This is a genomic window from Streptomyces sp. NPDC001970 (genome assembly GCF_053594115.1).
This window is the reverse complement of the sequence record NZ_JBSFDW010000001.1, coordinates 78381-105118: the sequence shown is the minus strand read 5'-3', so window position 1 is coordinate 105118 and position 26738 is coordinate 78381. Positions and strand designations below refer to the sequence as shown.

The 26738-nt window shown below is 71.7% G+C and carries 27 protein-coding genes and 1 pseudogene; 14 read left to right on the top strand and 14 right to left on the bottom strand.

The annotated features are described in order from the left end of the window. Positions 1-117: 117 nt before the first annotated feature. Both ACWCP0_RS00500 and ACWCP0_RS00495 read right to left on the bottom strand, forming a co-directional pair. Positions 118-324 carry an acyl-CoA carboxylase epsilon subunit gene (locus tag ACWCP0_RS00500; RefSeq protein ID WP_451076676.1) on the bottom strand — a complete coding sequence of 69 codons (207 nt, stop codon included), beginning with the start codon at positions 322-324 and terminating at the stop codon, positions 118-120. Between the two features lie 24 nt (positions 325-348). Beyond that, positions 349-1950 (bottom strand): acyl-CoA carboxylase subunit beta, encoded by a 1602-nt coding sequence (locus tag ACWCP0_RS00495; protein WP_451076675.1) that lies wholly within the window; start codon positions 1948-1950, stop codon positions 349-351. Between the two features lie 260 nt (positions 1951-2210). Here ACWCP0_RS00495 and ACWCP0_RS00490 point away from each other — a divergent pair, with 260 nt between their 5' ends. The 5 genes from ACWCP0_RS00490 to hutH all read left to right on the top strand — a co-directional run bounded on the left by ACWCP0_RS00490 (position 2211) and on the right by hutH (position 8328). Further along, positions 2211-3071: a biotin--[acetyl-CoA-carboxylase] ligase gene (locus ACWCP0_RS00490; RefSeq protein ID WP_451076674.1), complete on the top strand. Its 861-nt coding sequence runs from the start codon at positions 2211-2213 to the stop codon at positions 3069-3071. Positions 3072-3214: 143 nt separating this feature from the next. Beyond that, positions 3215-4552, top strand: a complete 1338-nt coding sequence (locus tag ACWCP0_RS00485) for an adenylate/guanylate cyclase domain-containing protein (protein WP_451076673.1) — start codon at positions 3215-3217, stop codon at positions 4550-4552. A 45-nt stretch (positions 4553-4597) separates the two neighbouring features. Further along, positions 4598-5410, top strand: coding sequence for an enoyl-CoA hydratase/isomerase family protein (locus ACWCP0_RS00480; protein WP_451076672.1), 813 nt, complete (start codon positions 4598-4600; stop codon positions 5408-5410). Between the two features lie 30 nt (positions 5411-5440). Continuing rightward, entirely contained in the window at positions 5441-6574 is a 1134-nt protein-coding gene (locus ACWCP0_RS00475) for a diguanylate cyclase domain-containing protein (protein WP_451076671.1), read from the top strand. A gap of 212 nt (positions 6575-6786) precedes the next feature. Further along, positions 6787-8328 (top strand): histidine ammonia-lyase, encoded by a 1542-nt coding sequence (hutH, locus tag ACWCP0_RS00470; protein WP_451076991.1) that lies wholly within the window; start codon positions 6787-6789, stop codon positions 8326-8328. Positions 8329-8368: 40 nt separating this feature from the next. Here hutH and ACWCP0_RS00465 read toward each other — a convergent pair whose 3' ends face one another. Beyond that, positions 8369-8695, bottom strand: coding sequence for a hypothetical protein (locus ACWCP0_RS00465; protein WP_451076670.1), 327 nt, complete (start codon positions 8693-8695; stop codon positions 8369-8371). A 118-nt stretch (positions 8696-8813) separates the two neighbouring features. On the opposite strand from ACWCP0_RS00465, the gene ACWCP0_RS00460 reads away from it, so the two are divergent. The 3 genes from ACWCP0_RS00460 (at position 8814) to ACWCP0_RS00450 (ending at position 10991) form a co-directional block, all read left to right on the top strand. After that, positions 8814-9185, top strand: coding sequence for a hypothetical protein (locus ACWCP0_RS00460; RefSeq protein ID WP_451076669.1), 372 nt, complete (start codon positions 8814-8816; stop codon positions 9183-9185). Between the two features lie 232 nt (positions 9186-9417). Then, on the top strand, positions 9418-10686 hold the full coding sequence (locus ACWCP0_RS00455) for a L,D-transpeptidase (protein ID WP_451076668.1): 1269 nt from the start codon (positions 9418-9420) through the stop codon (positions 10684-10686). A gap of 95 nt (positions 10687-10781) precedes the next feature. Then, on the top strand, positions 10782-10991 hold the full coding sequence (locus tag ACWCP0_RS00450; protein WP_451076667.1) for a hypothetical protein: 210 nt from the start codon (positions 10782-10784) through the stop codon (positions 10989-10991). 218 nt (positions 10992-11209) lie between these two features. On the opposite strand, the gene ACWCP0_RS00445 is transcribed toward ACWCP0_RS00450, so the two are convergent. Further along, entirely contained in the window at positions 11210-12133 is a 924-nt protein-coding gene (locus ACWCP0_RS00445) for an MBL fold metallo-hydrolase (protein ID WP_451076666.1), read from the bottom strand. A 164-nt stretch (positions 12134-12297) separates the two neighbouring features. Next, positions 12298-12810: a hypothetical protein gene (locus ACWCP0_RS00440; RefSeq protein ID WP_451076665.1), complete on the bottom strand. Its 513-nt coding sequence runs from the start codon at positions 12808-12810 to the stop codon at positions 12298-12300. A gap of 117 nt (positions 12811-12927) precedes the next feature. Between ACWCP0_RS00440 and ACWCP0_RS00435 the strand changes: the two genes are divergently transcribed. After that, complete coding sequence (locus ACWCP0_RS00435; RefSeq protein WP_451076664.1) at positions 12928-14277, top strand: BTAD domain-containing putative transcriptional regulator; 1350 nt, start codon at positions 12928-12930, stop codon at positions 14275-14277. 10 nt (positions 14278-14287) lie between these two features. Here ACWCP0_RS00435 and ACWCP0_RS00430 read toward each other — a convergent pair. Continuing rightward, positions 14288-15186 (bottom strand): annotated as a pseudogene (locus ACWCP0_RS00430) (aminoglycoside phosphotransferase family protein). A 228-nt stretch (positions 15187-15414) separates the two neighbouring features. Here ACWCP0_RS00430 and ACWCP0_RS00425 point away from each other — a divergent pair. From ACWCP0_RS00425 to ACWCP0_RS00410, 4 genes are all read left to right on the top strand, one after another. Then, on the top strand, positions 15415-16260 hold the full coding sequence (locus ACWCP0_RS00425; RefSeq protein ID WP_451076663.1) for a hypothetical protein: 846 nt from the start codon (positions 15415-15417) through the stop codon (positions 16258-16260). Between the two features lie 215 nt (positions 16261-16475). Then, on the top strand, positions 16476-16790 hold the full coding sequence (locus tag ACWCP0_RS00420; RefSeq protein ID WP_451076662.1) for a hypothetical protein: 315 nt from the start codon (positions 16476-16478) through the stop codon (positions 16788-16790). Between the two features lie 69 nt (positions 16791-16859). Beyond that, positions 16860-17054 (top strand): hypothetical protein, encoded by a 195-nt coding sequence (locus ACWCP0_RS00415; RefSeq protein WP_451076661.1) that lies wholly within the window; start codon positions 16860-16862, stop codon positions 17052-17054. Between the two features lie 100 nt (positions 17055-17154). After that, entirely contained in the window at positions 17155-17610 is a 456-nt protein-coding gene (locus ACWCP0_RS00410) for an ester cyclase (RefSeq protein WP_451076660.1), read from the top strand. A gap of 728 nt (positions 17611-18338) precedes the next feature. Here ACWCP0_RS00410 and ACWCP0_RS00405 read toward each other — a convergent pair. From ACWCP0_RS00405 to ACWCP0_RS00385, 5 genes are all read right to left on the bottom strand, one after another. After that, a complete protein-coding gene (locus ACWCP0_RS00405) occupies positions 18339-18935 on the bottom strand; it encodes a DUF3885 domain-containing protein (protein WP_451076659.1) in 597 nt (198 codons plus the stop codon). Next, positions 18932-19600: a peptide-methionine (S)-S-oxide reductase MsrA gene (gene msrA, locus ACWCP0_RS00400; RefSeq protein WP_451076658.1), complete on the bottom strand. Its 669-nt coding sequence runs from the start codon at positions 19598-19600 to the stop codon at positions 18932-18934. The genes ACWCP0_RS00405 and msrA overlap by 4 nt, the downstream gene beginning before the upstream one ends. Positions 19601-19728: 128 nt before the next feature. Further along, positions 19729-20856 (bottom strand): hypothetical protein, encoded by a 1128-nt coding sequence (locus tag ACWCP0_RS00395; RefSeq protein WP_451076657.1) that lies wholly within the window; start codon positions 20854-20856, stop codon positions 19729-19731. Positions 20857-21068: 212 nt separating this feature from the next. After that, the gene (locus ACWCP0_RS00390) at positions 21069-22667 is read right to left on the bottom strand and encodes a M48 family metalloprotease (RefSeq protein ID WP_451076656.1); all 1599 of its coding nucleotides are present in this window, start codon (positions 22665-22667) and stop codon (positions 21069-21071) included. Between the two features lie 355 nt (positions 22668-23022). Further along, a complete protein-coding gene (locus tag ACWCP0_RS00385) occupies positions 23023-24126 on the bottom strand; it encodes a hypothetical protein (RefSeq protein ID WP_451076655.1) in 1104 nt (367 codons plus the stop codon). A 59-nt stretch (positions 24127-24185) separates the two neighbouring features. Here ACWCP0_RS00385 and ACWCP0_RS00380 point away from each other — a divergent pair, with 59 nt between their 5' ends. Next, positions 24186-25355 (top strand): cystathionine gamma-synthase, encoded by a 1170-nt coding sequence (locus ACWCP0_RS00380; RefSeq protein ID WP_451076654.1) that lies wholly within the window; start codon positions 24186-24188, stop codon positions 25353-25355. Between the two features lie 205 nt (positions 25356-25560). Here the strand turns inward: ACWCP0_RS00380 and ACWCP0_RS00375 are convergent, their stop codons facing one another. From ACWCP0_RS00375 to ACWCP0_RS00365, 3 genes are all read right to left on the bottom strand, one after another. Then, positions 25561-25752 (bottom strand): DUF1059 domain-containing protein, encoded by a 192-nt coding sequence (locus ACWCP0_RS00375; RefSeq protein ID WP_451076653.1) that lies wholly within the window; start codon positions 25750-25752, stop codon positions 25561-25563. A gap of 94 nt (positions 25753-25846) precedes the next feature. After that, a complete protein-coding gene (locus ACWCP0_RS00370; RefSeq protein ID WP_451076652.1) occupies positions 25847-26059 on the bottom strand; it encodes a hypothetical protein in 213 nt (70 codons plus the stop codon). 44 nt (positions 26060-26103) lie between these two features. After that, the gene (locus tag ACWCP0_RS00365) at positions 26104-26592 is read right to left on the bottom strand and encodes a sigma factor-like helix-turn-helix DNA-binding protein (protein ID WP_451076651.1); all 489 of its coding nucleotides are present in this window, start codon (positions 26590-26592) and stop codon (positions 26104-26106) included. Positions 26593-26738: the final 146 nt, after the last annotated feature.

Genomic DNA, 26738 nt, shown 5'->3' with positions numbered 1-26738 from the left:
CCGGTGCCGAGGGACTAGTTCCGTCCCGGGCCGGTCCCGGGCCGGCAGCCCGGCGTGCCGGCCGTCGAGGCGCCGGACGGGCTCCGCATGAGCCCGTCCGGCGCCCGAGGGCACGCGCTAACCGGGCCAGAACGTGCGCGTCCAGGCCCGCGGGCCCGGGCGCAGGGCGCGTGCCCGTGCGATGCGGGCAGGATCCGACCACTCCTCCGGCACCCTGGGCGCGCCGGGCGCGGCGGAGGCCGACGCCGCGGCGCGCGCCTGGACCACCGCCAGTGCGGCGGCCAGCTCCTCCGGGGTGGGGTTGCCCCTCACGACCTTGATCACAGCGGCTCCTCTCGGTCCGGAGGGTTACAGGGGAATGTTTCCGTGCTTCTTCGGAGGGAGGTTTTCCCGCTTCGTCCGCAGCTGACGCAGGCCCTTCACGATCTGGGCGCGAGTCTCGGACGGCATGACCACCGCGTCGATGTAGCCGCGCTCGGCCGCGATGTACGGGTTGAGGAGCGTGTCCTCGTAGTCCGCGATCAGCTCGGCGCGGGCCGTCTCCTGCGCCTCCGCGTCACCGGCGGCCGCGATCGTGCGGCGGTGCAGGATGTTCACCGCGCCCTGCGCGCCCATGACCGCGATCTGCGCGGTCGGCCAGGCCAGGTTCAGGTCGGCGCCGAGGTGCTTGGAGCCCATGACGTCGTACGCGCCGCCGAAGGCCTTCCGCGTGATCACGGTGATCAGCGGAACCGTCGCCTCCGCGTAGGCGTAGATCAGCTTGGCGCCGCGCCGGATGATGCCGCTGTACTCCTGGTCCACGCCCGGCAGGAAGCCGGGCACGTCGACGAAGGTCAGCACCGGGATGTTGAACGCGTCGCAGGTGCGCACGAAGCGCGCGGCCTTCTCGCTCGCGTTGATGTCGAGACAGCCCGCGAACTGCATCGGCTGGTTGGCGACGATGCCGACCGGGAAGCCCTCGACGCGCCCGAAGCCCGTCAGGATGTTCGGCGCGAACATGGCCTGCGTCTCGAGGAATTCGCCGTCGTCCAGCACGTGCTCGATGACGGTGTGCATGTCGTACGGCTGGTTGGCGCTGTCCGGGATCAGCGTGTCGAGCTCGCGGTCCTCGTCGGTGAGGTCGAGAACGGCCTCCTCGGGGAAGGCCGGAGGCTCGGACAGGTTGTTCGACGGCAGGTACGAGAGAAGGGACTTGACGTAGTCGATCGCGTCCTTCTCGTCGCCCGCCATGTGGTGCGCGACACCGGAAGTGGTGTTGTGCGTACGGGCTCCGCCCAGCTCCTCGAAGCCCACGTCCTCACCGGTGACGGTCTTGATGACGTCGGGCCCGGTGATGAACATGTGCGAGGTCTGGTCGACCATCACCGTGAAGTCGGTGATCGCGGGGGAGTAGACCGCGCCGCCCGCACACGGGCCGACGACCAACGAGATCTGCGGGATCACGCCGGAGGCGTGGGTGTTGCGGCGGAAGATCTCGCCGTACATGCCGAGGGCCATGACGCCCTCCTGGATGCGGGCTCCGCCGGAGTCGTTGATCCCGATCATCGGGCAGCCGGTCTTCAGCGCGAAGTCCATCACCTTGACGATCTTCTGGCCGAACACCTCGCCCAGCGCCCCGCCGAAGACCGTGAAGTCCTGCGAGAACACGGCCACCGGGCGTCCGTCCACGGTGCCGTAGCCGGTGACGACGCCGTCTCCGTACGGGCGGGTCTTCTCCAGGCCGAAGTTGGTCGAGCGGTGCCGGGCGAGCTCGTCCAGCTCGACGAACGACCCCTCGTCCAGGAGCAGTTCGATCCGCTCACGGGCCGTCAGCTTGCCCTTGGCGTGCTGCTTCTCGACCGCGCGCTCGGAGCCCGCATGTGTCGCCTCATGGACGCGGCGCTGGAAATCCGCGAGCTTGCCAGCGGTGGTGTGGATGTCGATCTCTTGGGGCTCTGCCGGCTCGGACATCGCGATGCGGCTCCCTGCCTGGTCACGGGGGTGATGGGATGGTGGCTACTGACTCGTAGCGTATCGGCGCGGATACGGTTCGGCAGTGCGGCGTTGGCCACACCCGGTATGCCTTGCGGCGCGGCCGTACAGCGGCCCGCTACCGCCCGCGTGACCCGCGTCTTCGTCCTCGGACGCCGGACGGGTCCGTCCTCGAACGCCGTACGCGTTCGAGCGCCCGGGTTCGCGTCAGCGGGGTCGGAGAGGCCAAGCTGGGCCGCATGACGCCTCCCGCCGCTGCCGAAGGCCGCTGGTCCAACCTCGACCGGCCCCCGCTGAACGAACCCGCGCTGCGCCGCGCCCTGCTGCGTCCGGGCGGCCTGTGGACCTCGCTCGACGTCGTCGAGTCGACAGGCTCCACCAACTCCGACCTCGCGGCGCGCGCCGCGGCGGCCCCCGGGCTCCCCGAGGGCGCCGTGCTCGTCGCCGAGGAGCAGACGTCGGGCCGCGGCCGCCTCGACCGCAGCTGGACGGCGCCCCCGCGCTCCGGGCTCTTCCTCTCCGTACTGCTCAAGCCCGACGTGCCGGTCGAGCGCTGGGGCTGGCTGCCGCTGCTCACCGGTGTCGCGGCCGCGACCGGACTCGCCCGCGCCGCGGGCACCGACTTCGCCCTGAAGTGGCCGAACGACCTGCTGGTCAAGGTCGGCGGCGAGCATCGCAAGACCGGCGGCATCCTCGCCGAGCGCATCGGGAACGACGGCGTCGTCGTCGGGATCGGTATCAACGTCACGCTGCGCGAGGAGGAGCTGCCGGTTCCCCAGGCGGGCTCCCTCGCCCTGGCGGACGCCATCTCCACCGACCGCGACCCGCTGCTGAGGGCGCTGCTGCGTTCGCTGGAGCACTGGTACGGGGAGTGGCGCGCCGCGAACGGCGACCCGCACGTCTCCCGGCTCCAGGAGACGTACGCGGCGGGCTGCTCGACCCTCGGCCTCACGGTCCGTGCCGAGCTGCCCGGCGGCCACGCCCTCACCGGCGAGGCGGTCGCCATAGACGGCGACGGAAGGCTCGTGGTGGCCACCCCGGACGGCAAGGACCACCCCATCGGCGCGGGCGACATCGTCCACCTGCGGCCGGGCGGCTGAACGAGGCGGGGCACGGGGACGTGAGCTAGGGCACACCTGCCGTATCGTTGAGGCCGCGCCGGGGGTTCGCGGTATGCGCCGCGGACCGGCACGGCATGACAGATCGGCAGGGCAGTGCGCAGGGAACGGGCAGGAGGCGGCCGGTGACCGTCGACGACACGACTTCCGGTTCCGGCGCGGGCGCTTCCGGGTCTTCCGGTGGTACTGGCGCGTCCTCGGGAGGCTCCGCGGGCTCGGGCGGTCCCGGCGGCGGTGGGTCCGGGGGGTCCGGTGGTTCCACGGGCAACGGCGGTCCCGAGGGCAACGGCGGTCCCGAGGGCTCGGGCGGCGCCGGGGGCTCCCGCGGCTCCGGCGGGCGCCGGCAGCAGTCGTCCGACTCGTACCCCACCCCGCACCACGAGGTCGACCACACGGCCGAGCCGACCAAGGACCCGCTCGCCATCCGGCTGGAGCAGCTGATCCTCGGCGCCGACCGCCGCTACACCCCTTTCCAGGCGGCCCGTACGGCCGGGGTCTCCATGGACCTGGCCTCGCGCTTCTGGCGGGCCATGGGCTTCGCCGACATCGGCCAGGCCAAGGCGCTCACCGAGGCCGACGTCCTCGCCCTGCGCCGGCTCGCCGGTCTCGTCGAGGCGGGGCTGCTGAGCGAGCCCATGGCCGTGCAGGTGGCGCGGTCGACGGGGCAGACCACGGCGCGGCTCGCGGAGTGGCAGATCGACTCCTTCCTGGAGGGCCTGACCGAGCCGCCGGAGCCCGGGATGACCCGGACCGAGGTCACGTATCCCCTGGTCGAGCTGCTGCTGCCGGAGCTGGAGGAGTTCCTCGTCTATGTCTGGCGGCGCCAGCTCGCCGCCGCGACCGGCCGGGTCGTCCAGGCCGGGGACGACGAGGAGATGGTCGACCGGCGGCTCGCGGTCGGCTTCGCGGACCTCGTCGGCTTCACCCGGCTGACCCGCCGGCTGGAGGAGGAGGAGCTCGGCGAGCTCGTCGAGTCGTTCGAGACGACCTGCGCGGACCTGGTCGCCGCACACGGCGGCCGGCTGATCAAGACGCTCGGCGACGAGGTGCTGTACGCGGCGGACGACGCGGGCACGGCGGCGGAGATCGCGCTGCGGCTGATCGAGACGATGGCGCACGACGAGTCGATGCCGGCGCTGCGGGTCGGGATCGCGTTCGGGACGGTCACGACCCGGATGGGCGATGTGTTCGGTACGACGGTGAACCTGGCGAGCCGGCTCACCTCGATAGCGCCGAAGGACGCGGTCCTGGTGGACGGTGCCTTCGCGGAGGAGCTGTCGCGCACGGGCGACGCGCCGGTGTCGGAGGCGCAGGCGGCGGAGGAGGCCGCCGAGGCCGAGAAGAACGGCGAGGAGCCGGCCTCCCTGCCGAAGTACCGCTTCGCGCTGCAGCCGATGTGGCAGCGGCCCGTGCGCGGACTGGGTGTGGTGGAGCCCTGGCTGCTGACGAGGCGGCCCACCTAGGATCCTCCCGGTGAACCATCGTTAACACGCCGGGAGGTTTTGATCATGTCCGAGATCCTGTCGGAGCAGCGCTTCGGGGAGTTCGTCGTCGTACGCCGCCATGGGGACGGTCACGTCGCGGAACTCGTCCTCGACCGGCCCAAGGCGATGAACGCGGTCTCCACGGACATGGCACGGTCGATCGGCGCGGCGTGCGAGGCGCTCGGGGCCGACTCGACGGTACGGGTGACCGTGCTGACGTCCTCCCACGAGCGGGCCTTCTGCGTCGGCGCCGACCTGAAGGAGCGGAACTCCTTCACGGACGCGGAGTTGGTGCGGCAGCGGCCGACCGCCCGTGCTGCGTACACCGGGGTGCTGGAGCTGCCCATGCCGACGATCGCGGCGGTGCACGGCTTCGCGCTCGGCGGCGGGTTCGAACTGGCGCTCTCCTGTGATCTGATCGTGGCCGACGACACGGCCGTGGTCGGGCTGCCGGAGGTCTCCGTGGGCGTCATCCCGGGCGGCGGCGGCACGCAGCTGCTGCCGCGCCGGGTCGGCGCGGCGCGGGCGGCGGAGCTGATCTTCTCGGCGCGCCGGGTGGAGGGCCCTGCGGCGAAGGACCTCGGCCTGGTGGACGAACTGGTCGCGACCGGCGGTGACCGCGAGCGCGCCCTGGCCCTGGCGGAGACGATCGCCGCCAACTCCCCGGTGGGGCTGCGGGCCGCCAAGCGGGCGCTGCGCCTCGGGCACGGTCTTGACCTGCGGGCCGGTCTGGAGGTCGAGGACGCTGCGTGGCGGTCGGTGGCGTTCTCGGGCGACCGGGCCGAGGGGGTCGCGGCGTTCAACGAGAAGCGGAAGCCGGAGTGGCCCGGAGAGTGAGATTGCCCATAATGTCCCTAAGCTGGGGTGATGGGTGAGGATGTGCGACTGCGAGCCGTCGTGGCGCTCGCACAGTCGATGGCCGCCGCGCACACTCCGCGGGAGTCGTGGCGGGCGGCCGCGGTGGGCGCGTGCTCCGCGCTGACCGGGAGCTTTGCCGCGCTGTCGGTCTGGGAGCGGGGCCAGGGCCGGTTGAAGGTGCTCGTCAACGCGGGGGTCAGGGCCGCGGACGAGGAGGAGTTCCCGGACGGGGAGACGTATCCCGTCCACCGCTTCCCGGAGATCACGGAGTTTCTGCACGAGCAGTGGGCCGGGGGCGGTGCACCGCGCGCGTGGGTCGAGACGGCGGACGGCCCCGCGAACGGTGAACACGGGTACAGCCATCAGCGCGTCGACGCACTGCGGCAGCGCGGGCGGGGCTGCTGTGTCGTCGCGCCGATCGTGCTGCACGGGCGGGCGTGGGGCGAGCTGTACGTGGCCAGGGCGGCGGGGGAGCCGGTGTTCGACCGGGACGACGCGGACTTCGCGACGGTGCTGGCGTCGGTCGTGGCGGCGGGGATCGCGCAGCAGGAGCGGCTGGAGGAGGTGCGGCGGCTCGCTTTCACCGACCCGCTGACCGGGCTCGCGAACCGGCGCGCCGTCGACGTACGGCTCGACGAGGCGATCGAGCGGCACCGGACGGACGGGGCGGTGGTGTCGCTGGTGGTCTGCGACCTGAACGGCCTCAAGCGGGTCAACGACACCCTCGGCCATGCGACGGGCGACCGCCTGCTGGAACGCTTCGGGTCGGTGCTGTCGCTGTGCGGCGCGATGCTGCCGGGGGCGCTGGCGGCGCGGCTGGGCGGCGACGAGTTCTGTCTGCTGACGGTGGGGCCGACGGCGGACGAGGTGGTGAAGGTCGCGGACGAACTCTGCGAGCGGGCAGCTGCGTTGAAGCTCGGTGAGGGCGTGGCCTGCGGTGTCGCGTCGACGGGTGACCCCATCGGGCCCGTGCGGTCGGCCCGGCGGCTCTTCCGCCTCGCGGACGCGGCGCAGTACCGGGCGAAGGCGGCGCGGGCGCGGGCGGCGGTGGTGGCGGGGCGCGACGACACGGTGCTGCCCCTCGCGGACGCGCCTGCGCCGGCCCGCCAGGACCGCCGTCGCTTCCGCGACGCCCGCCCGTAGCCCCGGGGCGCCGCTCTCGGCCCGGAGCGCCCCGTGTGCGCGGGCGTGGCGGTGGCATGGGGCCCGCCCGGCCGGGTGTCCGTCCTCAAGCGCCGCAGGGGCCCGGAAGGGCCTGCTGCAGGCGCTCCGCCGCCCCCGGCGGCGGTAAGGAGTCCCTCCCCGGAGGGGTGGTGACAGAGAGGGATTCAATCCGTAGGGTGCTGAATATGGATATGCACACTGTCGTGGTGGGGACGTCCGGGACCACCGTCGCGGATGTCATCGCCGTCGCCCGCGGCAACGCCCGCATCGAGCTCTCCGAGGACGCCCGCACCGCGCTCGCCACCGCGCGCGGGATCGTCGACGCGCTGGCCGCGAAGCCCGAGCCGGTGTACGGGGTGTCGACCGGGTTCGGCGCGCTCGCGACCCGGCACATCGGTCATGACCTGCGCACCCAGCTCCAGCGCAACATCGTGAGGTCGCACGCCGCCGGCATGGGCCCGCACGTGGAGCGCGAGGTCGTCCGCGCGCTGATGTTCCTGCGGCTGAAGACCGTGGCATCCGGGCGCACCGGCGTCCGCCCCGAGGTCGCGCAGACCATGGCGGACGTGCTCAACGCCGGGATCACCCCCGTCGTCCACGAGTACGGCTCGCTCGGCTGCTCCGGCGACCTCGCCCCGCTGTCCCACTGCGCGCTGACGCTCATGGGGGAAGGCGACGCGGAGGGCCCCGACGGCACCGTCCGCCCCGCCGGTGAGCTCCTCGCCGCCCACGGCATCGCCCCCGTCGAGCTCCGTGAGAAGGAGGGCCTCGCCCTCCTCAACGGCACCGACGGCATGCTCGGCATGCTGATCATGGCCATCGCCGACCTGAAGCGGCTCTACACCTCCGCCGACATCACCGCCGCCCTCAGCCTGGAGGCGCTGCTCGGCACGGACAAGGTCCTCGCGCCCGAGCTGCACGCCATCCGCCCGCACCCCGGCCAGGCCGCCTCCGCCGCGAACATGAGCGCCGTGCTCAAGGGCTCCGAGCTCACCGGCCACTTCCAGGAGGAGGAGGCGCCCCGCGTCCAGGACGCGTACTCGGTGCGCTGCGCACCCCAGGTCGCCGGCGCCGGGCGCGACACCCTCGCGCACGCCCTGCTCGTCGCCGAGCGCGAGCTCGCCTCCGCCGTCGACAACCCCGTGGTGCTGCCCGACGGCCGTGTCGAGTCCAACGGCAACTTCCACGGCGCCCCGGTGGCGTACGTCCTCGACTTCCTCGCCATCGCCGCCGCCGACCTCGGCTCCATCGCCGAGCGCCGCACCGACCGGCTCCTCGACAAGAACCGCTCCCACGGCCTGCCGCCCTTCCTCGCCGACGACGCCGGCGTCGACTCGGGCCTGATGATCGCCCAGTACACACAGGCCGCGCTGGTGAGCGAGATGAAGCGGCTGGCCGTCCCGGCCTCCGCCGACTCCATCCCGTCCTCCGCCATGCAGGAGGACCACGTCTCCATGGGCTGGTCGGCCGCCCGCAAGCTGCGTACGGCCGTCGGCAACCTCACCCGGATCATCGCCGTGGAGCTGTACGCCTCCACCCGCGCGATCGAGCTGCGCCGCGGCCTGACCCCGGCCCCCGCATCGCAGGCGGCCATCGCGGCGCTCCGCGCGGCGGGCGTCGAGGGTCCCGGGCCCGACCGTTTCCTCGCGCCCGACCTGGCCGCCGCCGAGGCGTTCGTACGGGACGGAGAGCTCGTCGCAGCCGTGGAGCCGGTGACCGGACCGCTGGCGTAGGCGCAACGGGCACGCAGGACGTACCCGTACGTACGTGCGGTCAGTAGATACGCGCGCCCTGGCGCACGGCGAAGGTCACGAACCCCGCGCCGATCCCCAGGAACGTCACGCCACCGATCAGATACGGCGTGGTGTCCACACTGCCCGTCTCGGCGAGGCGCAGCTCCTCGGAACTGGAACCGGAACTGGAACCGGAGCCGGAGTCGCCTTGCCGAGACGCGGAAGCGGAAGTGGAAGCGGAAGGTCCGGATGCCTTCCCGGCCGCCTCGGCGTCGGCCGTCGCGTTCGCCGAGGGGACGAACCACAGCGCGCAGAGCAGGGTGCCTGCGGCGGTGGCGGTCAGCAGCGGGCGGCGAGCGACGGGCACGGGACGATCCCCCTTGTGACAACGGCGAATTGGCCGTGTGCGGTGATGCTGACGCGATGCTAGTGAAAGCAGCGGGTCGCAGGAAAGTCGGGATACCGGGGGGCCTACGCTCCGTCGTATGACCACTTCTGAGACATCACGCTATGTACGCCTGCACGTCGAATTGGTGCTTGAGATCGCGGAACCGGAAGAGCTGACCGGTGCCGCCCTGGAGCGCGTCGACGGGGACGAGTACATGCCCGGCGACGAGCGCTCCCACGCCCGCTCCACCGTGCGCGAGGACTCCGCCGAGGCCCTCGCCTACCTCATCGATCCGTTCGATCTGGTCAGCGAGGTGCCCGGGGTCGAGCTCGCCCAGGCCTCCTGGAGCTGCGAGCAGATCGACTACGACCCCGATGCCGAGGAGTGGGACCTCGAGGAGGAGGATGAGGACTTCGACGGCGAGGTCGAGGACGAACGCGAGGACGAGGACGACAGCGCGCGGCCGTAACGCACCGTGGCAGCAGCGGAACGGGTCCGGGGTCGCCGCAACCGCGAACCGGGGCCCGTTCGCATCCGTGCACCCCTTGGGGGACCGGGTCGTACGACCAGCGTCCCCGGAGCGGGAACCGGCGCGGCCCGCCGTGCGTCGATCAGTGGTGTTGCCCACATCTTTCCTCAGATGTGGAACCGGACGGACCTTTCTGGGTCTTCTTGAATGTGTTGGCAGGGAATCGGCAACGATGGAGAAGCGTGTGATGACGGACAGCAAGCGGCGCAAGAGGCTCATGGCCGCGTCCGCAATGCTCGGCGGCGTGCTGGTGCTCACCGGCTGCAGCAGCAGCAGCGCCGACTCGGGCGCCTCCGCCGAGAGCTCGAAGAAGTCACAGGCCGAGGTGGACGAGGCGGCCGCGAAGGACGCGTCGGACGCCCGAATAGTCATCGCGCCCAAGAACGGTGCCACCAACGCCTCCATCAACAAGGACGCCAAGGTCACCGTCAGTGCCGGCACGCTCACCGAGGTCACCATGACCGCGGCAGGCGGTGAGGCCGTCAAGGGCACGCTGTCCGCCGACGGCAAGAGCTGGCAGCCCGACGGCCAGTTGGAGCGCGGGACCGTCTACAAGATCACCGCCACCGCGAAGGACTCCGAGGGCCGCGAGGCGCACGAGAACTCGTCGTTCACGACCGTCTCGTCCTCAAACAGCTTCATCGGCAACTTCACGCCCGAGGACGGCTCCACGGTCGGTGTCGGCATGCCGGTCTCGATCAACTTCAACAAGGCGATCACGGACAAGGCCGCGGTCCAGGGGGGCATCAGCGTCTCCAGCAGCAGCGGCCAGGAGGTCGTCGGCCACTGGTTCAACTCCCAGCGCCTCGACTTCCGCCCCGACCAGTACTGGCAGGAGGGCTCCACCGTCACGCTGAAGCTGAAGCTCGACGGAGTCGAAGGCGCCGACGGCGTCTACGGCGTCCAGCAGAAGACGGTGACCTTCACCATCGGCCGCAATCAGGTCTCCACCGTCGACGTCGCCACCAAGACCATGACGGTCACCCAGGACGGCAAGACGATCAAGACCATCCCGATCTCCGCCGGCTCCCCCGAGAACCCGACCTACAACGGGCAGATGGTGATCTCCGAGAAGTTCAAGGAGACCCGGATGAACGGTGCCACCGTCGGCTTCACGGACGACGACGGCAAGGGCGAGTACGACATCAAGGACGTCCCGCACGCCATGCGGCTGTCCACGTCGGGCACCTTCATCCACGGCAACTACTGGGGCGCCGACTCGATCTTCGGCAGCGTCAACACCAGCCACGGCTGTGTCGGCCTGAACGACGCCAAGGGCGCGGGCGACCCGAACCAGCCGGCGGCCTGGCTCTACGACAACTCGATGGTCGGTGACGTCGTGATCGTCAAGAACTCCAAGGACAAGACGATCGCTCCCGACAACGGCCTCAACGGCTGGAACATGAGCTGGGCGGCGTGGACGGCCGGCTCGGAGGCCTGACGCCCGTTCATACGACCGAGCACGACGACGCCACGCACGACGGCGGCGGCTCCCGGAGGACTCCGGAAGCCGCCGCCGTCGTATGTGCGCCGTACGTGTCGACACGGTCTCCCTGCTGCGCCGGAGTCGGGACGACGTGGTCGGGCAGCGGCAACGACTCGTACGACAGGGTCGGTTCGCCCGTCAGCGGATGCCGCAACCGCTTCGTGTCGCGGCCCTTCGCAGACCGGGTCGACGAGGCGAACGAGCGGGTGCCGACGAGTGACGCCCGGTACCGCTTCGTGATCGACCCCTCGACGATCTGAGTCGACCCGGGTGGATCCGAGTCGATCCGAGTCGCCCTACCGGTCGGTGGAGATCCGAGGCACGGCCGAACTCGTCGGACAAGACTCTCCCGTACGAGCTCTCGCACAAGTACCTCGGGATCGACCCGCCCGCGGAGAGGCCGGAGGAGGTCCGGGTCATCGTGCGGATCACCCCGGAGCGGGCCATCGGCTTCGCGCCGTAGCCCACGCCCGCGTTCTCAGCGCGCGTGGTCGGCGTGGTCCTCGTCGCGCTCGTCGTCCGCGTCACGCTCGTCCTCCGCGTCACGCTCGTGGTCCGTGTGGCGCTCGTGGTCCGTGTCGTCCTCCTCCTCGTCCTCGTCCCCGTCCGACTCGAAACCGGAGAGCAGCAGCTCCAGGGCCGCCTGATCCGGACCGACCCACGGCGACGTTCCCGCCGCCGCGCCCAGGGTGTCGAGCATGTGGGCCGTGACGCCCGGCGCCGGCGGCAGATGGGCGGAGAGGATGAGGCCGGGGTTCCGGTCCCGTATCGGCTGGAAGGTGCCGAGGAACTTCGCCGGATCGACGTTCTCCACCCACGGGCTGTACACGGTGGCCCACAGCATCTGTGCGGCCTGCAGATCCTCGGCGTCGACCTCGCTCACGTCGTCGGCCTCCGCGAGGTCCGCGCTGGGCATGGGCCCGCCGAAGCAGTCGGAGGTGAAGCACGCCCCCGACCGGTCGTCGAAGAAGGCGACGGTCGTGGGGTTGTCGTACAGCGGCGGCCGGAAACCCGTGAGCGTCCGGTCGCCGACATCCAGGGACTGGCCCGGGTTCAGCAGGTGCAGCCGCTCGACCGGGAGGGGCCGCTCGGCCGACATGTCGCCGGCCGTCCCGAACGTACAGACGACACGGGCCTCGGGCGCCGCGGCGAGCAGATCGAAGATCCCGCCGGTGTGGTCGCGGTCCGCGTGCGTCAGCCAGATCCACCGCACATCGGCGGGGTCCATCACGGACCCGAGCGCTTCCAGAAAGTCCCTGCCGGGCAGCCCGAGCCCGGTGTCGACGACCACGGGCTGCGCCGCGAGCAGCACGAAGGCGTTGACGGACAGATACCCGATTCCCGGCACCGGCAGGCTGTCGCTGAGGACGCCGATGTCAGGGCGGACCTTGTGAACGCGCATAAGTCCATCGTGTGCCCCTGCCCATGGCCCCGCACCCCGCACCCGGGAGCGCCCGTGCGAGGTGCACGCGACAGGGTGTGCGGGGCAGGGTGTGCGGCGCCATGGGCGTGCGGATTTGTGCGTGGAGGTGGGGGTGGGCGGATATGCGCGTGCAGACGCGGGCGTCAGCCGATGCGGGCGCAGAGATCGTCGGTGGTGCCGTGCGCCATGGTCACGCTCTTGTACCCGGTGGCGCTGATCTCCATGGTGTACGCACCGTCGATGATGTACAGCCCGCGCGCCAGCGTGCCCCCGCCCTCCCTGAACCCGACGAGCACGGGCCCCAGCACCGCCCAGCGCTGCGAGCCGTCGACCCGGTACTCGACGACGGCCGTACCGCTCGCGTCCGCGTCGTAGAAGGCGCCGGTGTCGGTGTTCGTGACCCGTACGACCAGATCTCCCTTGTACGCGACGCGCTTCGCGGAACCGTCCGGCCTCCGCTCCAGCACCCGGCGTACGACCTCGTCGACGACAGGCTCGCCGTGGACGGGGAAGTCGCAGCGCGCGCCGGCGGGCACGTTCCAGGGAGCCGAGGGCGCCGGCTCCCAGCCGGGAGGCGTGAGGGTGGTGGCCGCGGCGGGTGCCGAGGCGAAGAGGACGGCGGCGAGTGCCGACAGCGCAACGATGGTGCGTCGCATGGCTGCTCCCTGGTCGGGTGGGCTCGGAGGACGACAAGGTCCACAGCCTCACGCCGGCCGCTGACCACACTCTCACCACGGCCGCACCCGCAGGCCATGGTTAGGCTGGCACCCGCCATGGAGTTCAAGCTGCTCGGCCCGTTCGAGGCCCGCCACCAAGGACAGCGGATCCTGTCGGGCAGCCGCCGACAGGAACGGTGCCTGCTGTCGATCCTCCTGCTGGACGCGGGCAACGTCGTGACGACCGCCCGCCTCGTGGACCTGCTGTGGAACGGAGCGGCACCCGACTCGGCCCGCGGCACCGTCCACACGTACATCGGAAGACTGCGCGCCCGCCTCACACCGCACGGGCTGCACATCGAGACCCGGCACGACGGCTACTCGATCGAACGCGACGGGCATGTGACGGACATTCAGGAGTTCCGGGCCCTCGTCCAGCGGGCGGCCGTGGACGGTGATCCCGGGGAGCGGCTGCGCTGTTACGACGAGGCCCTGGCGCTGTGGCGCGGACCCCTGCTCGCCGACGTGGCCGACGACCGGCTGCGTGAACGGCTCGGCGGCGGCGCACTCTCCGAACTGCGCCTGTCCGCCATGGAGCAGCGCGCCGAGGCCCAGCTCACCAAGGGCCTGCACGAACGGGTCGTGGCGGATCTGACCCCGTTGGCCCAGGAGCGCCCGGAGCGCGAGCGGCTCGTCGCCGCGCAGATGACCGCCCTGTACCGCAGCGGCCGCCAGGCCGACGCCCTCCAGCTGTACCGGAACACCCGAAAGGCCCTGGTCGACGGCCTGGGCATCGAGCCGGGCACCGAGCTCACCACGCTCCACGACCGCATCCTGCGTGGTGACCCCCGGCTGGACCGCCCACCGGCGCCCCTGTACGCGGTGCGGGTCGGTGACGAGTGGCTGCCGTGGGGCACGAGCGGCCATCCGGCGCTGGAGTTCTGCAACACGTACGCGGGATGGGGCGAGCGGGGCGGGCGCATACCCGGCTCGGACTGGCTGCGCCGTTACACGACCCTCGCCGTGTGGGCCGGCCATATGAACCTGGCGGACGACCACGACGTCACCCGTCTGCGTCGACAGGCCCTGCAGCACCCCGACGAGGCAGCCGAGGCGCTGGACGAGGCCCGCGACTTCCGTGCACAGCTGTACACCTGCCTGACCGAGCCGGAGGACGCCCGCGCCTTCAAGGCCGTGGCGGCCGTCGCCCAGGACGCGGCCCGGCTCTCGGTGTTCACCCGCGGCGACGACGGTCTCGGTCACTGGCGCCTGCCCCCGTCCGCCGGCCTCCGCCTCCCCACCCTCGCGACGGCCCGCACCGCCGCCGAACTCCTCGCGGACCCGCGCCGCTTCACGATCCGCACCTGTCCGAGCTCGGACTGCGGCTGGCTCTTCCTCGACGAGGGCGGCCGCCGCCGCTGGTGCAGCCTGTCGACGTGCGGCCGGGGGCGGGCGTCCGAGGGGTGACAGGCGTGCGTCAGCGAGCGCTCCCGTGATCGGCGATGACCTCATGGATCACGTGCCGCGCGGTGGCCGCCATCACCGGATTCGTGATCCGGTAGTACGCAAGCTCGATGAGCGCGATCGACAGCGCCCAGCCGCGTCCTCGCGCCCAGGCCGCGTCATCCACCCCCACCGCGTCCCGGAGGATGCCCCTCGCCTCGGCGTTCAGCAGGCTCCACGCGGCGATCAGATCGACGGCGGGCTCGCCGACGCCCATACACCCGAAGTCGATGCGGCCGTCAGCCGGTCACCGTCGAGCAGCACATTCCCCGGCGACAGATCCGCGTGCACCCATACGGCCGGGCCCTGCCACTCGGGCACCCGCAGGGCCGCGTCCCACGCCGCGCTCGCCGCGTCCGTGTCGACGACTCCGTGCAGCTTCCCGATCGCGTCGCGCGTCTCGGCGTCGCGTACCGCCAGGTGTTCGTGGCGGTACGCGGGCGGCGCGCCCGCCGGATCGATCCCCTGCAGTGCGACGACGAACGCCGCGAGATCCTTCGCGAGCCTTCCGTGGTCGGCCGTGCGGTGGACGACCGGGTTCTCGCCGTCGAGCCAGGGGTGGACGGACCAGGGCCAGGGATAGCCCTCGGCGGGCCTTCCCGCCGCGAGCGGAACGGGAACGGCAACCGGAAGCCGCGGCGCGAGGAGCGGCAGCCATCGCTGCTCCCTGTCCACGTCCTCGGCGCCGCCGGCGATGCGGGGGAGCCGTACGGCCATGTCCTCGCCGAGCCGGTAGACGGCGTTGACCGTCCCGGCGGAGTCGACCGACTCGACAGGCAGCCCCGCCCACTGCGGAAACTGGCCCGCGAGCAGTCGCCGGACAAGGGACACGTCGGTGTCGACCTCGTCGGCATGCATCTTGCCGGCGCCCATGCGCACTCCCGAACTGGACGGAAACCACCACGACTCGGCCGCCCATGCAAGTGGCTCGGCTCCACGCGGGTCAACCCGATTTCCGCCCGGGGACCGGGGCGCCGGGCGACGGATGTACGCTGCGCGCCACCCGGTACACGGGGCGGGACGGGGCGGGACACGCGGGGAACGGGGCGGGGAATGAGAAGGGCTCCGGGACGTCCGGGTCCGAGACGGGCGCTGACCACGATGGTGGCCCTGGGCGCCGGAGTCTTCCTGCTCGGCGCCGGCCTGATACGGCTCGAGACACAACGGATGGGCGTCCCCGGCCAATTCCGGGCCGATCGCTGCCAGTTGTCGGAGCCGGGTCAGCGTGACGAGGGTGTGTTCTGCTCCGGATCCTTCGAGGCCTCGGACGGCTCCTTCCGCATCGCGAGGGTGGAGGTCGACACCACCTTCGACGAAAGGCCTGCCGAGCCGGTGGCCACCAGGGTGGACGGCCCGTCGGCGACCGGGGCGGTCGAGGACCGGCTGAGCGCCGCACTGCTCCCGGCCGGCACGGGCCTGCTCCTGCTCCTCGTCGCGGTGCGCAACCTGTTCACCGCCTTCGGCCGCAGCCGCAGGAGCGGAGGAGCGGCGGCGGATTTCGACCAGCGGGGCGGCCGCCGGAGCACCAGCCCCGACCCGCGCCCCGCCCTCCCCGCACCGGAGGCAGCCCTGCCAGCCCTGGAACGGGTCCGGCGTCACTTCCGCGACCCCTCGTACCGCTTCGCCGTAGGACCAGGCTGGCTGCCGCTTGTGCTGCGGTGCCATGAAGCGGTCGTGGCGGAGTTCCCCGACTACGAACTCCTGGCGGTGAAGCAGAAGTGGGCGACCCTGGCCTTCCAGGCACGCCCTCGCCCGCGGACGTCCGGCGGCGACTGGACACCGGCCGAATCCACCAGGCTGGGTGAGCTGGTGGAGCGGTTCCGCCGGCTCAGCGCCACGGTCTGCGAACGCTGCGGAGCAGCGGGCACTCTCCGAGACCGGCGTCCGATCGAGAGGACGCTCTGCGACCGGTGCGATGCCGCGGTGGGCGCGGACGGCCGACTCTGAACTCGTACGGGAGCGACGGTCCCGGGGACCGCCGCTCACGCCACAACCGGGCGATCCCGGCGTGCTCCGCTGCCTCGTCCGTCACTCGGCGTGGGCCACGCCGGGGCAGCTCACGCCCGTCCCGCCGGGTTCGCCGCCGTGGCGGACTGCCAGGACGCATCACTGCCACCATCGGCGCCGGAGCCGCTCTCGGCCTGGCTCTGTCAGCTCAAGTCGTGGCACACCTGATCGACCGCGGATACATGGCAACCTCCGCCGCCTTGGTGGCAGTCGTCTCCGCCGTGCCGCCGCTTGTCGTGGCACACATGCTCCACATGGCAGCCATGCCGGCCGCCGAGGTGACAGCCGCCGAGCAGATGCGCGAGCTCGAAGAGACAGCCGCCTACCTCGCCGCCGAGGTGGCAGAAGCGCTCGACCTGGCGGGCCGACAGCTCGTGTCGAAGAGCCACGGCATCGTCAACGACTGCGACGTGCTGACATCCGCCGCCGAAGAGCTGGCAGCGGAGACCGGCACCGCCACCAGGAGCTGACTGGCAGCCTGGCAGAGGCCAGGGAGGAGGCGGCCCCCCCCGGCCGTCGTGAAGGAGACGGTCGCCGCCATGGCAGCCGAAGGCGCCAAGGTCGACGGCCAGAGCTGGAAGAGCGCCTCGGCGTCGCCGAACGGACGGGCTGTCGACATCTCGCCGCTCTTCAGACGGCATAGCGCCGGGAGCGCCCGCCTCCATCCCGACTCGGGCGAGGCGGCGCTGCGGGGCGCACGGTACGGGCGGTACAGCCTGATCAGCCCGAGTTGACCTTGACGCAGCGGCAGGGTTTCTACTGGGGGTCATACGGATCGCGGCCGGCATCGCGCTCGTCGAGGCGATCCGGGCTCACTGGAGAGGACACCGAGAGATGGGCACCGAAATGGGCACCGAGACGGTCACTGCCACCGAGAAGAACATGGCTCTGCTGCGTGCGGCCTACGCGTCGGTCGAGCGCGGCGATCTCGACGCGAGCGTCGAGCTGCTGACAGAGAACTTCATCGCCAACGTCCCCGGGGCACCCGAACCGCTGCACGGCCGTGAGATCTGGCGGTTCGGGACCCGGACCATGCTGGACGCCTTCCCTGACCTCCAGATCACCATCGAGGAGATCTTCGGCGTCGAGGACAAGGTCGTGGTGCGGGTCCACTTCCGCGGTACGCACCGCGGTGACTTTCAGGGTATGCCGGCCACGAACCGTGAGGTCAGCTACCGGAGCATCGAGATCTATCGCATGGAGGGCGACAAGATCGCCGAGGAGTGGGTCGCTCCGGACATGATCAGCCTCATGCAGCAGATCTCACCCGCGCCGGTCGCCGGCCAGTAGACGCACCACGCAAGGTAGCCGCAGAGGATGGGTCGCAGTGGGATATTCAGTGGTGAAACGGTCGCCTGAAAGGCGGGATTTGGACATGAACTCCCAGCTCAATGACGTGTCAGGCCATTCCTGGCTCGGTGCCCCGATCGATGCCCGCTCTCTCTTTGCTCCTGAGCAGGCCGCACGCATGGAAGCCCGGCGGGCCACTGCGTCACCGGTCAGTCCCGACGCTTCACGCAGCTGGCAGGCATGACGGTCTTCCTCTGCTCCAAGTGCGGCATCGAGCTCACGCCTGACGTGGCGGCGCTGCCCGCTGTCCCTGACCGGTCGTATGACGACAGTGATCGGGACAAGGAGACGCGGCGGGCACCGTCCACCGTGCCGCGAGGTCACTACGCGATCGAGCCCGAGCCGTGGGGTGCTCCGTACGTGCCGCACCCGGACCAGGAGAACGGCGGCGCTGCCCAGCCGCGAGGCCCGTGGATGTCCCGGGAGGGGGTTCTCATGATTTCTGCGGGGTCGCGCAACAACGTCGTCGTACATCCCGAAGATGCCGCCGGCCTCCAGCCGTTGCCCAACTGGGAGAACAGCGTGGCTGCTGCGGTCCGTCCGGTGACTGTGGCCTCAATGGCGCGTGTCCCTGCGGCGCCCGCGTTGCGACACTCGCCGCTGATTGCTTCGGCCCGTACGAACTGCACCTTGATCCGCTGCGGGTGTACGGGTTCGATCCCGACTGATCAGAGCCCCAATGGGTGGCTGGAGAGCCACCCGGAGTGGAGGTCGCGGAGTCTGTCGCGCTCTTCAGGTGTCGTCAGGATGACGTCGGCACCCCCGTCGTACGGGTGGTGGATGCGTCGAAGTTCCGTATCGGTGAAGAACACTTCGACGAGCGCCTCGTCCGCGACGGCGCGCAGCAGTTCATCGACACAGCCGAGTTTCCACGGGCGCCGGTCGGCGTACAGGCGGGTGTGGGTGTAGAACTCCGGGTCGGGGTCCTCCTGGTCCGACTCGGTCCACCAGAGGGTGCTGCCGGGGTGGAGAGTTTCTCGGGGTGTCGGGTAGCCGGCGGGCCCGGTCGGCGTGTTCGACCAGTCCATCGTCACCACGAACACGTCCGTGTCCGCGAACAGTTCGTCGAGGACCGTGTTGTACCGGTCCAGCACGATCGCGTATTCGTCGTTGGACTCCGGGTAGCGCTTCGAGCCCGGGAGGCTGTGGAAGCGCACCCAGCGGTCCGCGTACGTACTGCGGAACGTATGGGCGACGGGCGGACCTGACGGCCGGCGTTCTCGCCACAGCCCCGCCGGCAGCTCGGGGGTTGGGTCAGGGCTCACTTGCCGTCGGCCGGAGCGACACCGATCGGGCAAGAAACGCCCGTCCCGCCGATCCCGCAGTACCCACCGGGGTTCTTGTCCAGGTACTGCTGGTGGTAGGCCTCGGCCGCGTAGAAGGTGCGGCCGTCCGACGGAAGGATCTCCGTGGTGACCGTGCCGTGGCCGGCGCCGGTGAGGACCCTCTGGTAGGCCTCGCGGGAGGACTCGGCGGTCTCCGCCTGGTCCTCCGAGTGGGTGTAGACCGCCGAGCGGTACTGGGTGCCCACGTCGTTGCCCTGGCGGAAGCCCTGGGTGGGGTCGTGGGACTCCCAGAAGACCTTGAGCAGCTGCTCGTACGAGACGACCGAGGGGTCGAAGACGACGCGGACCGCTTCGGTGTGGCCCGTCCGGCCGGAGCAGACCTCTTCGTACGTCGGGTTCGGGGTGAAGCCGCCCTGGTAACCGACCAGGGTGGTCCAGACGCCCGCGGTCTGCCAGAACTTGCGCTCGGCGCCCCAGAAACAGCCCAGGCCGAAGTCCGCCACCTCGAGGCCCTCGGGGTAGGGGCCGAGGAGGGCGTTGCCGAGGACCGTGTGGCGGGCGGGGACGTCGAAGGCGGGGGTTTCGCGGCCGCGGAGGGCCTGCTCCGCAGTGGGCAGCTCGGGGACGCGGCGGGACAGGAACATGCGGGACTCCTCACGGGTCGACGTGCCCCAGCATCAACGCGGGGGCGGGGAGCGGGATTCCCCGGAACCGAGCCCCACGGCCGGAGCCTCCCGCCCCGCCCCCGAGCCTCGCCAACCGACCCTCGCCCTCAGTGCGTGCGGTTCTTCAGCACCTGCGCCGCCGTGAAGTCGCGCACATTCGTGTAGCGGTCCACCGGGTCGCCGGAGTACGTCCACGGGGCACAGCCGATGTGCCCCTCCGCCTCCACCTCGCGGAACTGCTCGAAGGCCTCCTCGTACCGGTCCTGCCAGTACAGCAGCCACGCCAGCATGTGCCGGGTCACGAGGATCCGCGGGTCCCGCGGCTCCAGGACGCCCGCCGTGGCCGCGGCCGCCACGTCGGCCAGGGCCGCGTCCACGGCCGCGACGATCTCCGGGCGCTTGTAGTACGTGTCCGGGTCCGCATCGTTCTCGTGGGTCTCGTACTCGAAGTACGCCTCCAACGGGATCAGGGTCAGGAGCTCGCCCGGCTCACCCTTGGCCGCCGCGCGGCGGGCGAAGTCCTCCGCCAGCTCGTGTGAGCCGCGCCACTTCGCGCACCAGTACTGGAGCGCGGAGATGTGCGCCGAGAAGCTGTGCGGGTCGCGCTTCTCGATCTCCGCCCACAGCTCGGCGAACATCTCGTGCGAGTAGCCGAGTCCCATCGCCACCGAGATCTCGCCGATGAACGGGGACGGGTCGTCACCGGCCAGCGCCTGTGCCTCGGCGAAGGCGTCCCGGGCCTCCCCGAGCACGCGGTGGAAGCTCGCGAACTGCTCCTGCGTCGTGTACTTCGCCCGCTTCGCGCCACGGATGTCCCACGCCACGCCCACCAGGGCGTTCGCGTGGATCGCCGCCGCCGCCGGGTCCTGCGGCCGCTCCCGGCGCCAGGCGAGCAGCCAGGCGTCGTCCTGCGCCGCCTCGTCGGCCAGCCAGCCGATGCGGCGGTTGCGCTCGTACCAGTCGCGTCCGGCCTCGGCGACGAAGGCCGCACCGGCCGCCCAGTCGCCGGACCGTACGGCTTCGCGGGCTGCCGCGTGGTGCGGGACGGTGGGGATCACCTGCTTGGTGACGAGCCGGTCGGCCGGTACGAGGCCCAGCGCGGCCGGGGCCTTCTTCACGTCGTCGTCCGTGACGACGTCGGGATGATCGGGGGAGGCCGCGGAGGCCTTCCTGCGCGCCTTCAGCCAGACGACGAGGGCGATGGCGATGACGGCGAGAGGGATCAGGCGTGCCATGGGATCAGGGTTCCGTTCCTATCGGTGCGCGTCGTGCGCGTCGTGCGCGTCGTGCGAAGTGCGAGGTGTGCGCGCCTTGCGAAGTGCGAGGTGTGCGCGTCGTGTGAAGTGCGAGGTGTGCGCGCCTTGCGGGGTGCGAGATGCGGGGTGTGCGCGCCTTGCGAGGACCGCGGTGCGCGTCATGCGTGGGGGTACGGGGCCGTGCGCGCCGCTCACGCGTGCGTGCCGACGAGCAGCTTCCGCAGCCCCTCCGTGTCCGGCTGGTCCGCCACCGCCGCGTCCAGAGCGGCCGGCAGCAACTCCTCGTACCCCTCCGGGAGGCGCAGCCGCGCCGAGTCCGACCAGGAGAGCTCCCAGCGGGCCCTGCCCGTCGCGGTGAACTCCCCGGCCACCAGGCGCGACAGCCCCCGGCGCACCGCCGGGCGAGCGAACTCGCGCGCCGCCCTGCCCGAAGCCGCGGCCGCCTCCTCCGACTTCGGCAGCCGGTCCGCGATCTGCCACAGCCTGCCCGCGTCGATCGCGTCCAGCAGCGCCCCCAGCGAGGGGTCGCCGCCCGTGACCTCGGCGGTCGCCCGCCGCAGCGGTTCCGCCTCCGCGGCGAAGTACGTCGTCATCGACTCGTGCACCAGCTCCGGCCAGTCCACGCGGCGCAGGCGCTGCGCCTCGGCCGTGAGCATCAGGTGCTCGAGACCGGCCAGCGTGTGCGAGGCGGAGTGGAGCAGCTCCAGCGCGGGGCGCACGGCCTCCGAGGCGCGTCCGTCGTCCGGCAGCGCCTCGATCCGGGCGACCCGCTCGGCGATCGGTGGGTGCGAGTCGTACGGGGACGACGGCTCCGTCGGCAGGTCGCGCCGCAGCTCGTCCAGCTCCCGCGTACGCGCCGCCAGCAGATGCCGTACGCCTCCGAACACCTCGCCTGGCGGCGGCAGCAGACCGGCCCCGACACCGAGCGTCGCGTACGACTCCATGTAGAAGTCGTGGGCGGCGTCGAGCACGGGGATCTCGCGCAGCGCGGACGCGGTCGCGTCCCGGCCCGCGATCCGCGCGGCGGCCAGGTCGGCGGCGAGCTCCTGGCGGCGTGAGCCGGACAGGGTGGCGCGCATGTAGAGCTTCCCGTACGCCGTGTAGATCTTCGCCATGGTGCGGTACGTGACACCCGCACCGACGGTGTCGACCTCCTTGGCCTTTTTCCCCTTCGCGAGCGCCTTCGCGTTCCGCTTCTCCTGCCGGGCCTTCTCCTTGGCGACCTTCTTCCCGGCCCGCTCCTCGAAGTGCGCGATGGTGCGCATGACCTGGACGCGGCCGCGCACGGTGATCCCGGAGAGCCGGGTGTCGGCGTTGCCGTAGTGGCCCATCTCATGGGCGAGCACGGAACGCAGCTGCGCCTCGCTCAGCCCGGTCATCAGCGGTACGCCGAGGTAGAGGCGGCGCCTGCCGCCGAGCAGCCCGAGGAGGCGGGCGTTCTCGGAGACGGCGGCGTTCATGTCGGCGGTCAGCAGGATCTCGTCCGGTGCGCGGGTGCCGACCTGCTCGGCGAGCTCGCGCACGGTCTGCCACAGCCGGGGCTCCTGCGCGTCGGTGACCGCCAGCCCGGCCGTGCCCTCGTCCTTCGGGGTGCGGAGCATGAACATGCCGCGCACGATGGGGACGGCGAGCACGGCGCTCACGATGTAGAGCTTGAGATAGACGCTGCCGGGCGTCCAGAGGGTGGCGGCCCAGTCGATCGCGGCGAGCAGGGCGAGCATGAGGAAGCCGAGCAGATAGAAGCCGGCCAGCAGAACGACAGCGCGGAACGCGCGCAGAGTGGTGCCCATCGGGCGATCCCCCCACGGGAAATGGACATGACGAAGCGACGTGGGGGGACGGTGAGTATTTCCCAGCGAAGTCGCTGGTGGCAAGGCATATTGCCGGTGGCGGAGGTGTACTCCTGGTGGGCTGGAAGAGCTTCAGCCGCATCATCGGCGTCGGTGATGTGAACGCCGACGGAACGAACGACCTCTACGCGCTGGGCGCACCGCTGCTGACGCTCTACGCGAACGACGGCACCGGAAAGCTCAGCAACGAGGGGGTACGACTACGACTGGGACGCGCGCGAGACCGCGTTCTGACGTACCGGTCGTCGAAGGGCGGCCCGCATCGGCACGGTGCGGGTCGCCCTCTCACGTCGACTCAGTGCAGGAGCGTCGCCGGGCTGCCGCCGTTCGCCTCGTACCCCGCGACCGCGAGCGCCCGGTACACCGCGTACTCCGCGGCCGGGTCGCCGCCCTGCGTCCACGGCAGTGCACCGACATGCCCGTCGACCCGCACCAGCTGCTCCATCGCCTCGCCCCAGCGCTCCATGCGCACCAGGAAGAAGACCAGCAGGTGCCGCACGTGCGGAAGCACCGGATCGTCCGCGCGGGCCGTCCGCGTCGCGTACAGCGCGCCCTCGACGGCCCGGGTGACGACCGCGCTCTCGTAGAAGCCGGCCACCAGATTGACCTCGGGCAGGTGCTCGTACACCGCGAACAGCGGAAGCGCGGCGAGCAGCGAGCCCTCGGGGGCGCGCGCCGCGGCCGTCGTCGCGAAGTGGTCGGCCTCCTCGCGGGAGCCGTGCCACTTCTCGCACCAGTAGTGCAGGGCCGCGAGATGCGCGCCCATGTGCGTCGGGGCGCGGTCGATGACCTTCGCCCACACCTGGTCGAACTCCTCGTGGGAGTAGGCGAGTCCACGGGCCGCGGCCAGCTCGACGAGGTACGGGACGGGGTCACCCGGGGCCAGTAGGGCCGCCTCGGCGCAGACCATGCGGGCCTCCTCCAGGATGATCCGGAAGTCGTCCGCCCCGGCCGACGAGGACCGCCACGCCTGCTGCACCAGGAACTCCGCGTGCACGGCGGCGCCGCCCGCGTCCTTCGGGGACTCCGCGCGCCACGCACGCAGCCACGAGCCGCCCGTGCCCGGCTGCTGCCGGAGCTCCAGTGAGGCCGCGCCGGCGAAGGCCTGCACCCGCTGCCAGCGCTGCTCGTCCTCCTTCGGCGTGCCGGCGAGCAGCTGCGAGGCGGCCCGCCAGTCCTGCGTGCGCTGCACGACCTCGAGCACGTCCAGGAGGTCCTGGTCGGGTCCCGGCAGCCGCAGATCGAGCAGCTCCTGCCGTACGAAGCCGTACGCAGCGGGGTCCGCGGCGTCCGGAGAGCCGGGTGCGACCTGCCGGATCGCGTTCCGGTTTCGCCGTACGAGCGGGCCTATGACCGCGGTGAGCATGACCAACGCGATCAGGAACCAGAGAATCTCCATGCCCCCATTGTCCCGGACGACGCGGGGTCGGTGACCTACCGGGACTACGCTCGGGCCTCATGAGCGACCAGCACACCCACCAGCACGGCCACGAGCACGGCTTCGAGACCATCGCCATCCACGCGGGCAACACCGCGGACCCAATGACCGGCGCGGTCGTCCCGCCCATCTACCAGGTGTCCACTTACAAGCAGGACGGTGTGGGAGGCCTGCGCGGCGGCTACGAGTACAGCCGCAGCGCCAACCCGACCCGGACCGCGCTGGAGGAGAACCTCGCTGCGCTGGAGGGCGGCCGGCGCGGCCTCGCCTTCGCGTCAGGTCTCGCCGCCGAGGACTGCCTCCTGCGCACCCTGCTGGTGCCCGGCGACCACGTGGTCATCCCGAACGACGCCTACGGCGGCACCTTCCGCCTCTTCGCCAAGGTCGTCCAGCGATGGGGAGTCGAGTACTCCGTCGCCGACACCTCCGACCCGGCGTCGGTACGGGCCGCACTGACCGACCGCACGAAGGTCATCTGGGTCGAGACGCCGTCGAACCCGCTGCTCGGCATCACCGACATCGCGCAGGTCGCGGGCATCGCCCGGGCGGCCGGGGTGAAGCTCGTCGTCGACAACACCTTCGCCAGCCCCTACCTGCAGCAGCCGCTCGCGCTCGGCGCGGACGTGGTGGTGCACTCGCTGACGAAGTACATGGGCGGGCACTCGGACGTCGTCGGCGGCGCGCTGATCACGGCCGACGCCGCGCTCGGTGAGGAGCTGGCGTACCACCAGAACGCGATGGGCGCGGTCGCCGGGCCGTTCGACTCCTGGATCGTGCTCCGCGGCATCAAGACGCTGGCGGTGCGGATGGACCGGCACAGCGCGAACGCGGCGCGGGTCGTCGAGATGCTGACCAAGCACCCGAAGGTCACCCGCGTCCTCTACCCCGGGCTGCCCGAGCACCCCGGCCACGAGATCGCGGCGAAGCAGATGAAGGACTTCGGCGGCATGGTGTCGTTCCAGGTGGCGGGCGGCGAGGAGGCGGCGGTCGAGGTCTGCGACCGGGCGGAGGTCTTCACGCTCGGCGAGTCCCTCGGCGGCGTCGAGTCCCTGATCGAGCACCCCGGCCGCATGACCCACGCGTCGGTCGTGGGCTCCGCGCTGGAGGTCCCGGGGGACCTGGTGCGGCTGTCGGTGGGCATCGAGTCGGTGGACGACCTGCTGGCGGACCTGCAGCGGGCGCTGGGCTGACGCCTGCGCTCTCCGGGGCTCCGCCCCGAGCCCCGCGCTTCACGCCGGACGGGCTCCGGAAGAGCCCGTCCGGCGATCGGGGACGGACACCCGGGTTCGCCGGCCGGTGCCGGGCGCAGCCCGGGGGCACGGGGGCCTGCCCCCTTTTCAGGGCGAGGCGGGGCGGGGCAGAGCCCGCCGCACGCGCCGGAGCCCGCACGACGCGTCAGGCGCTGACCTTGTCGTCCTCGAGCATGCCGCGGAGCTGCTCTCGCAGTTCCGGCGTGTCCGTGTGCCCGTGGACGGACACCGCGTGCTCGGCGGCGGCCTTGAGGACTTCCTCCTCCTCGCCCGCGATGGTGAGCGTGCATTTCGTCTCGCTCGGGAATTTGCGGCAGTCGGCAACTTTTCTGGTCATGGCAGACCTCCGGTGCTGGTGCGTTGCGCCGCTCGTTCCAGCGTAGGCCGGTGCCTGGGGCCGGGCTCGGGCCCGGGCCGGGCGCCGCCAGGCGTCACCAGCCCTCGATCTCCGGTGTCGTCTCGGCCGGCGGCACGGTCCACGGTTCGACGACCGCCGCCCAGACGGCGAACGCGACCGCCGCCGCCAGCAGCAGCAACCAGCCCGCGCGGTGCAGGGCGCGCCGGCGGCGCAGCAGCCGGATGCCGCGGTCGGTCGCGCGGGCGACCAGGTCGGCGGGGACCGGCGCGGGCGGGACGTCCAGCATGCGCCGGACCTCCTCCTCCCGGCGCCCCGGACTGCTGAGGCCGTTCATGACGCGCCTGCCGGCCGGTACCAGGGGCGGGCACCCGGCGAGGCCGTGCCCGGGGTGCGCAGGATGGTGATCGCGCGGCTGCAGATCGCCCGCACCCGCTCCACCGGCAGGCCCAGCAGCGCTGCCGTCTGCTCCTCGGCCACGCCCTCGTACAGCCGCAGCACCACGATCAGCCGCTCCTGCGCGGTGAGCCGGGACAGCGGACCGCCGCAGGTGCGGGGCAGGCGCCAGGCGGAGCGGGCGAAGCGGGTGGCGAGTTCCGCGCGGGTGCGGTCGTACGGATCCTCGCCGCGCAGCCGGTCCCACTCCGCGTACGTGTGCGCCAGCGCGGCGACCAGCAGGCGCTGCGCCTGTGGATTGCGGCGGGGCCGCTCGCCCGTCAGCAGCGTCGCGGCGTGCAGCAGCCTGCCTGCCGCACCCGCGACGAACGCGTCGAAATCACGGGCACGGCGGCTCGGGACCGGTGACTGCCGCCGCTGCCGCACGTGTTCATATCAGGCCAGGGCGGCACCCCCGGTCAAGAGGTCGGACGCCCATGGTGAGACCGCGGTCAGGTCGCGGTCAGGCCGGGGTCGGACCGCGGTCCGACCCCGGTCACGGGGCGGCGGCACGGCCGACTGCAGGGCCGGCC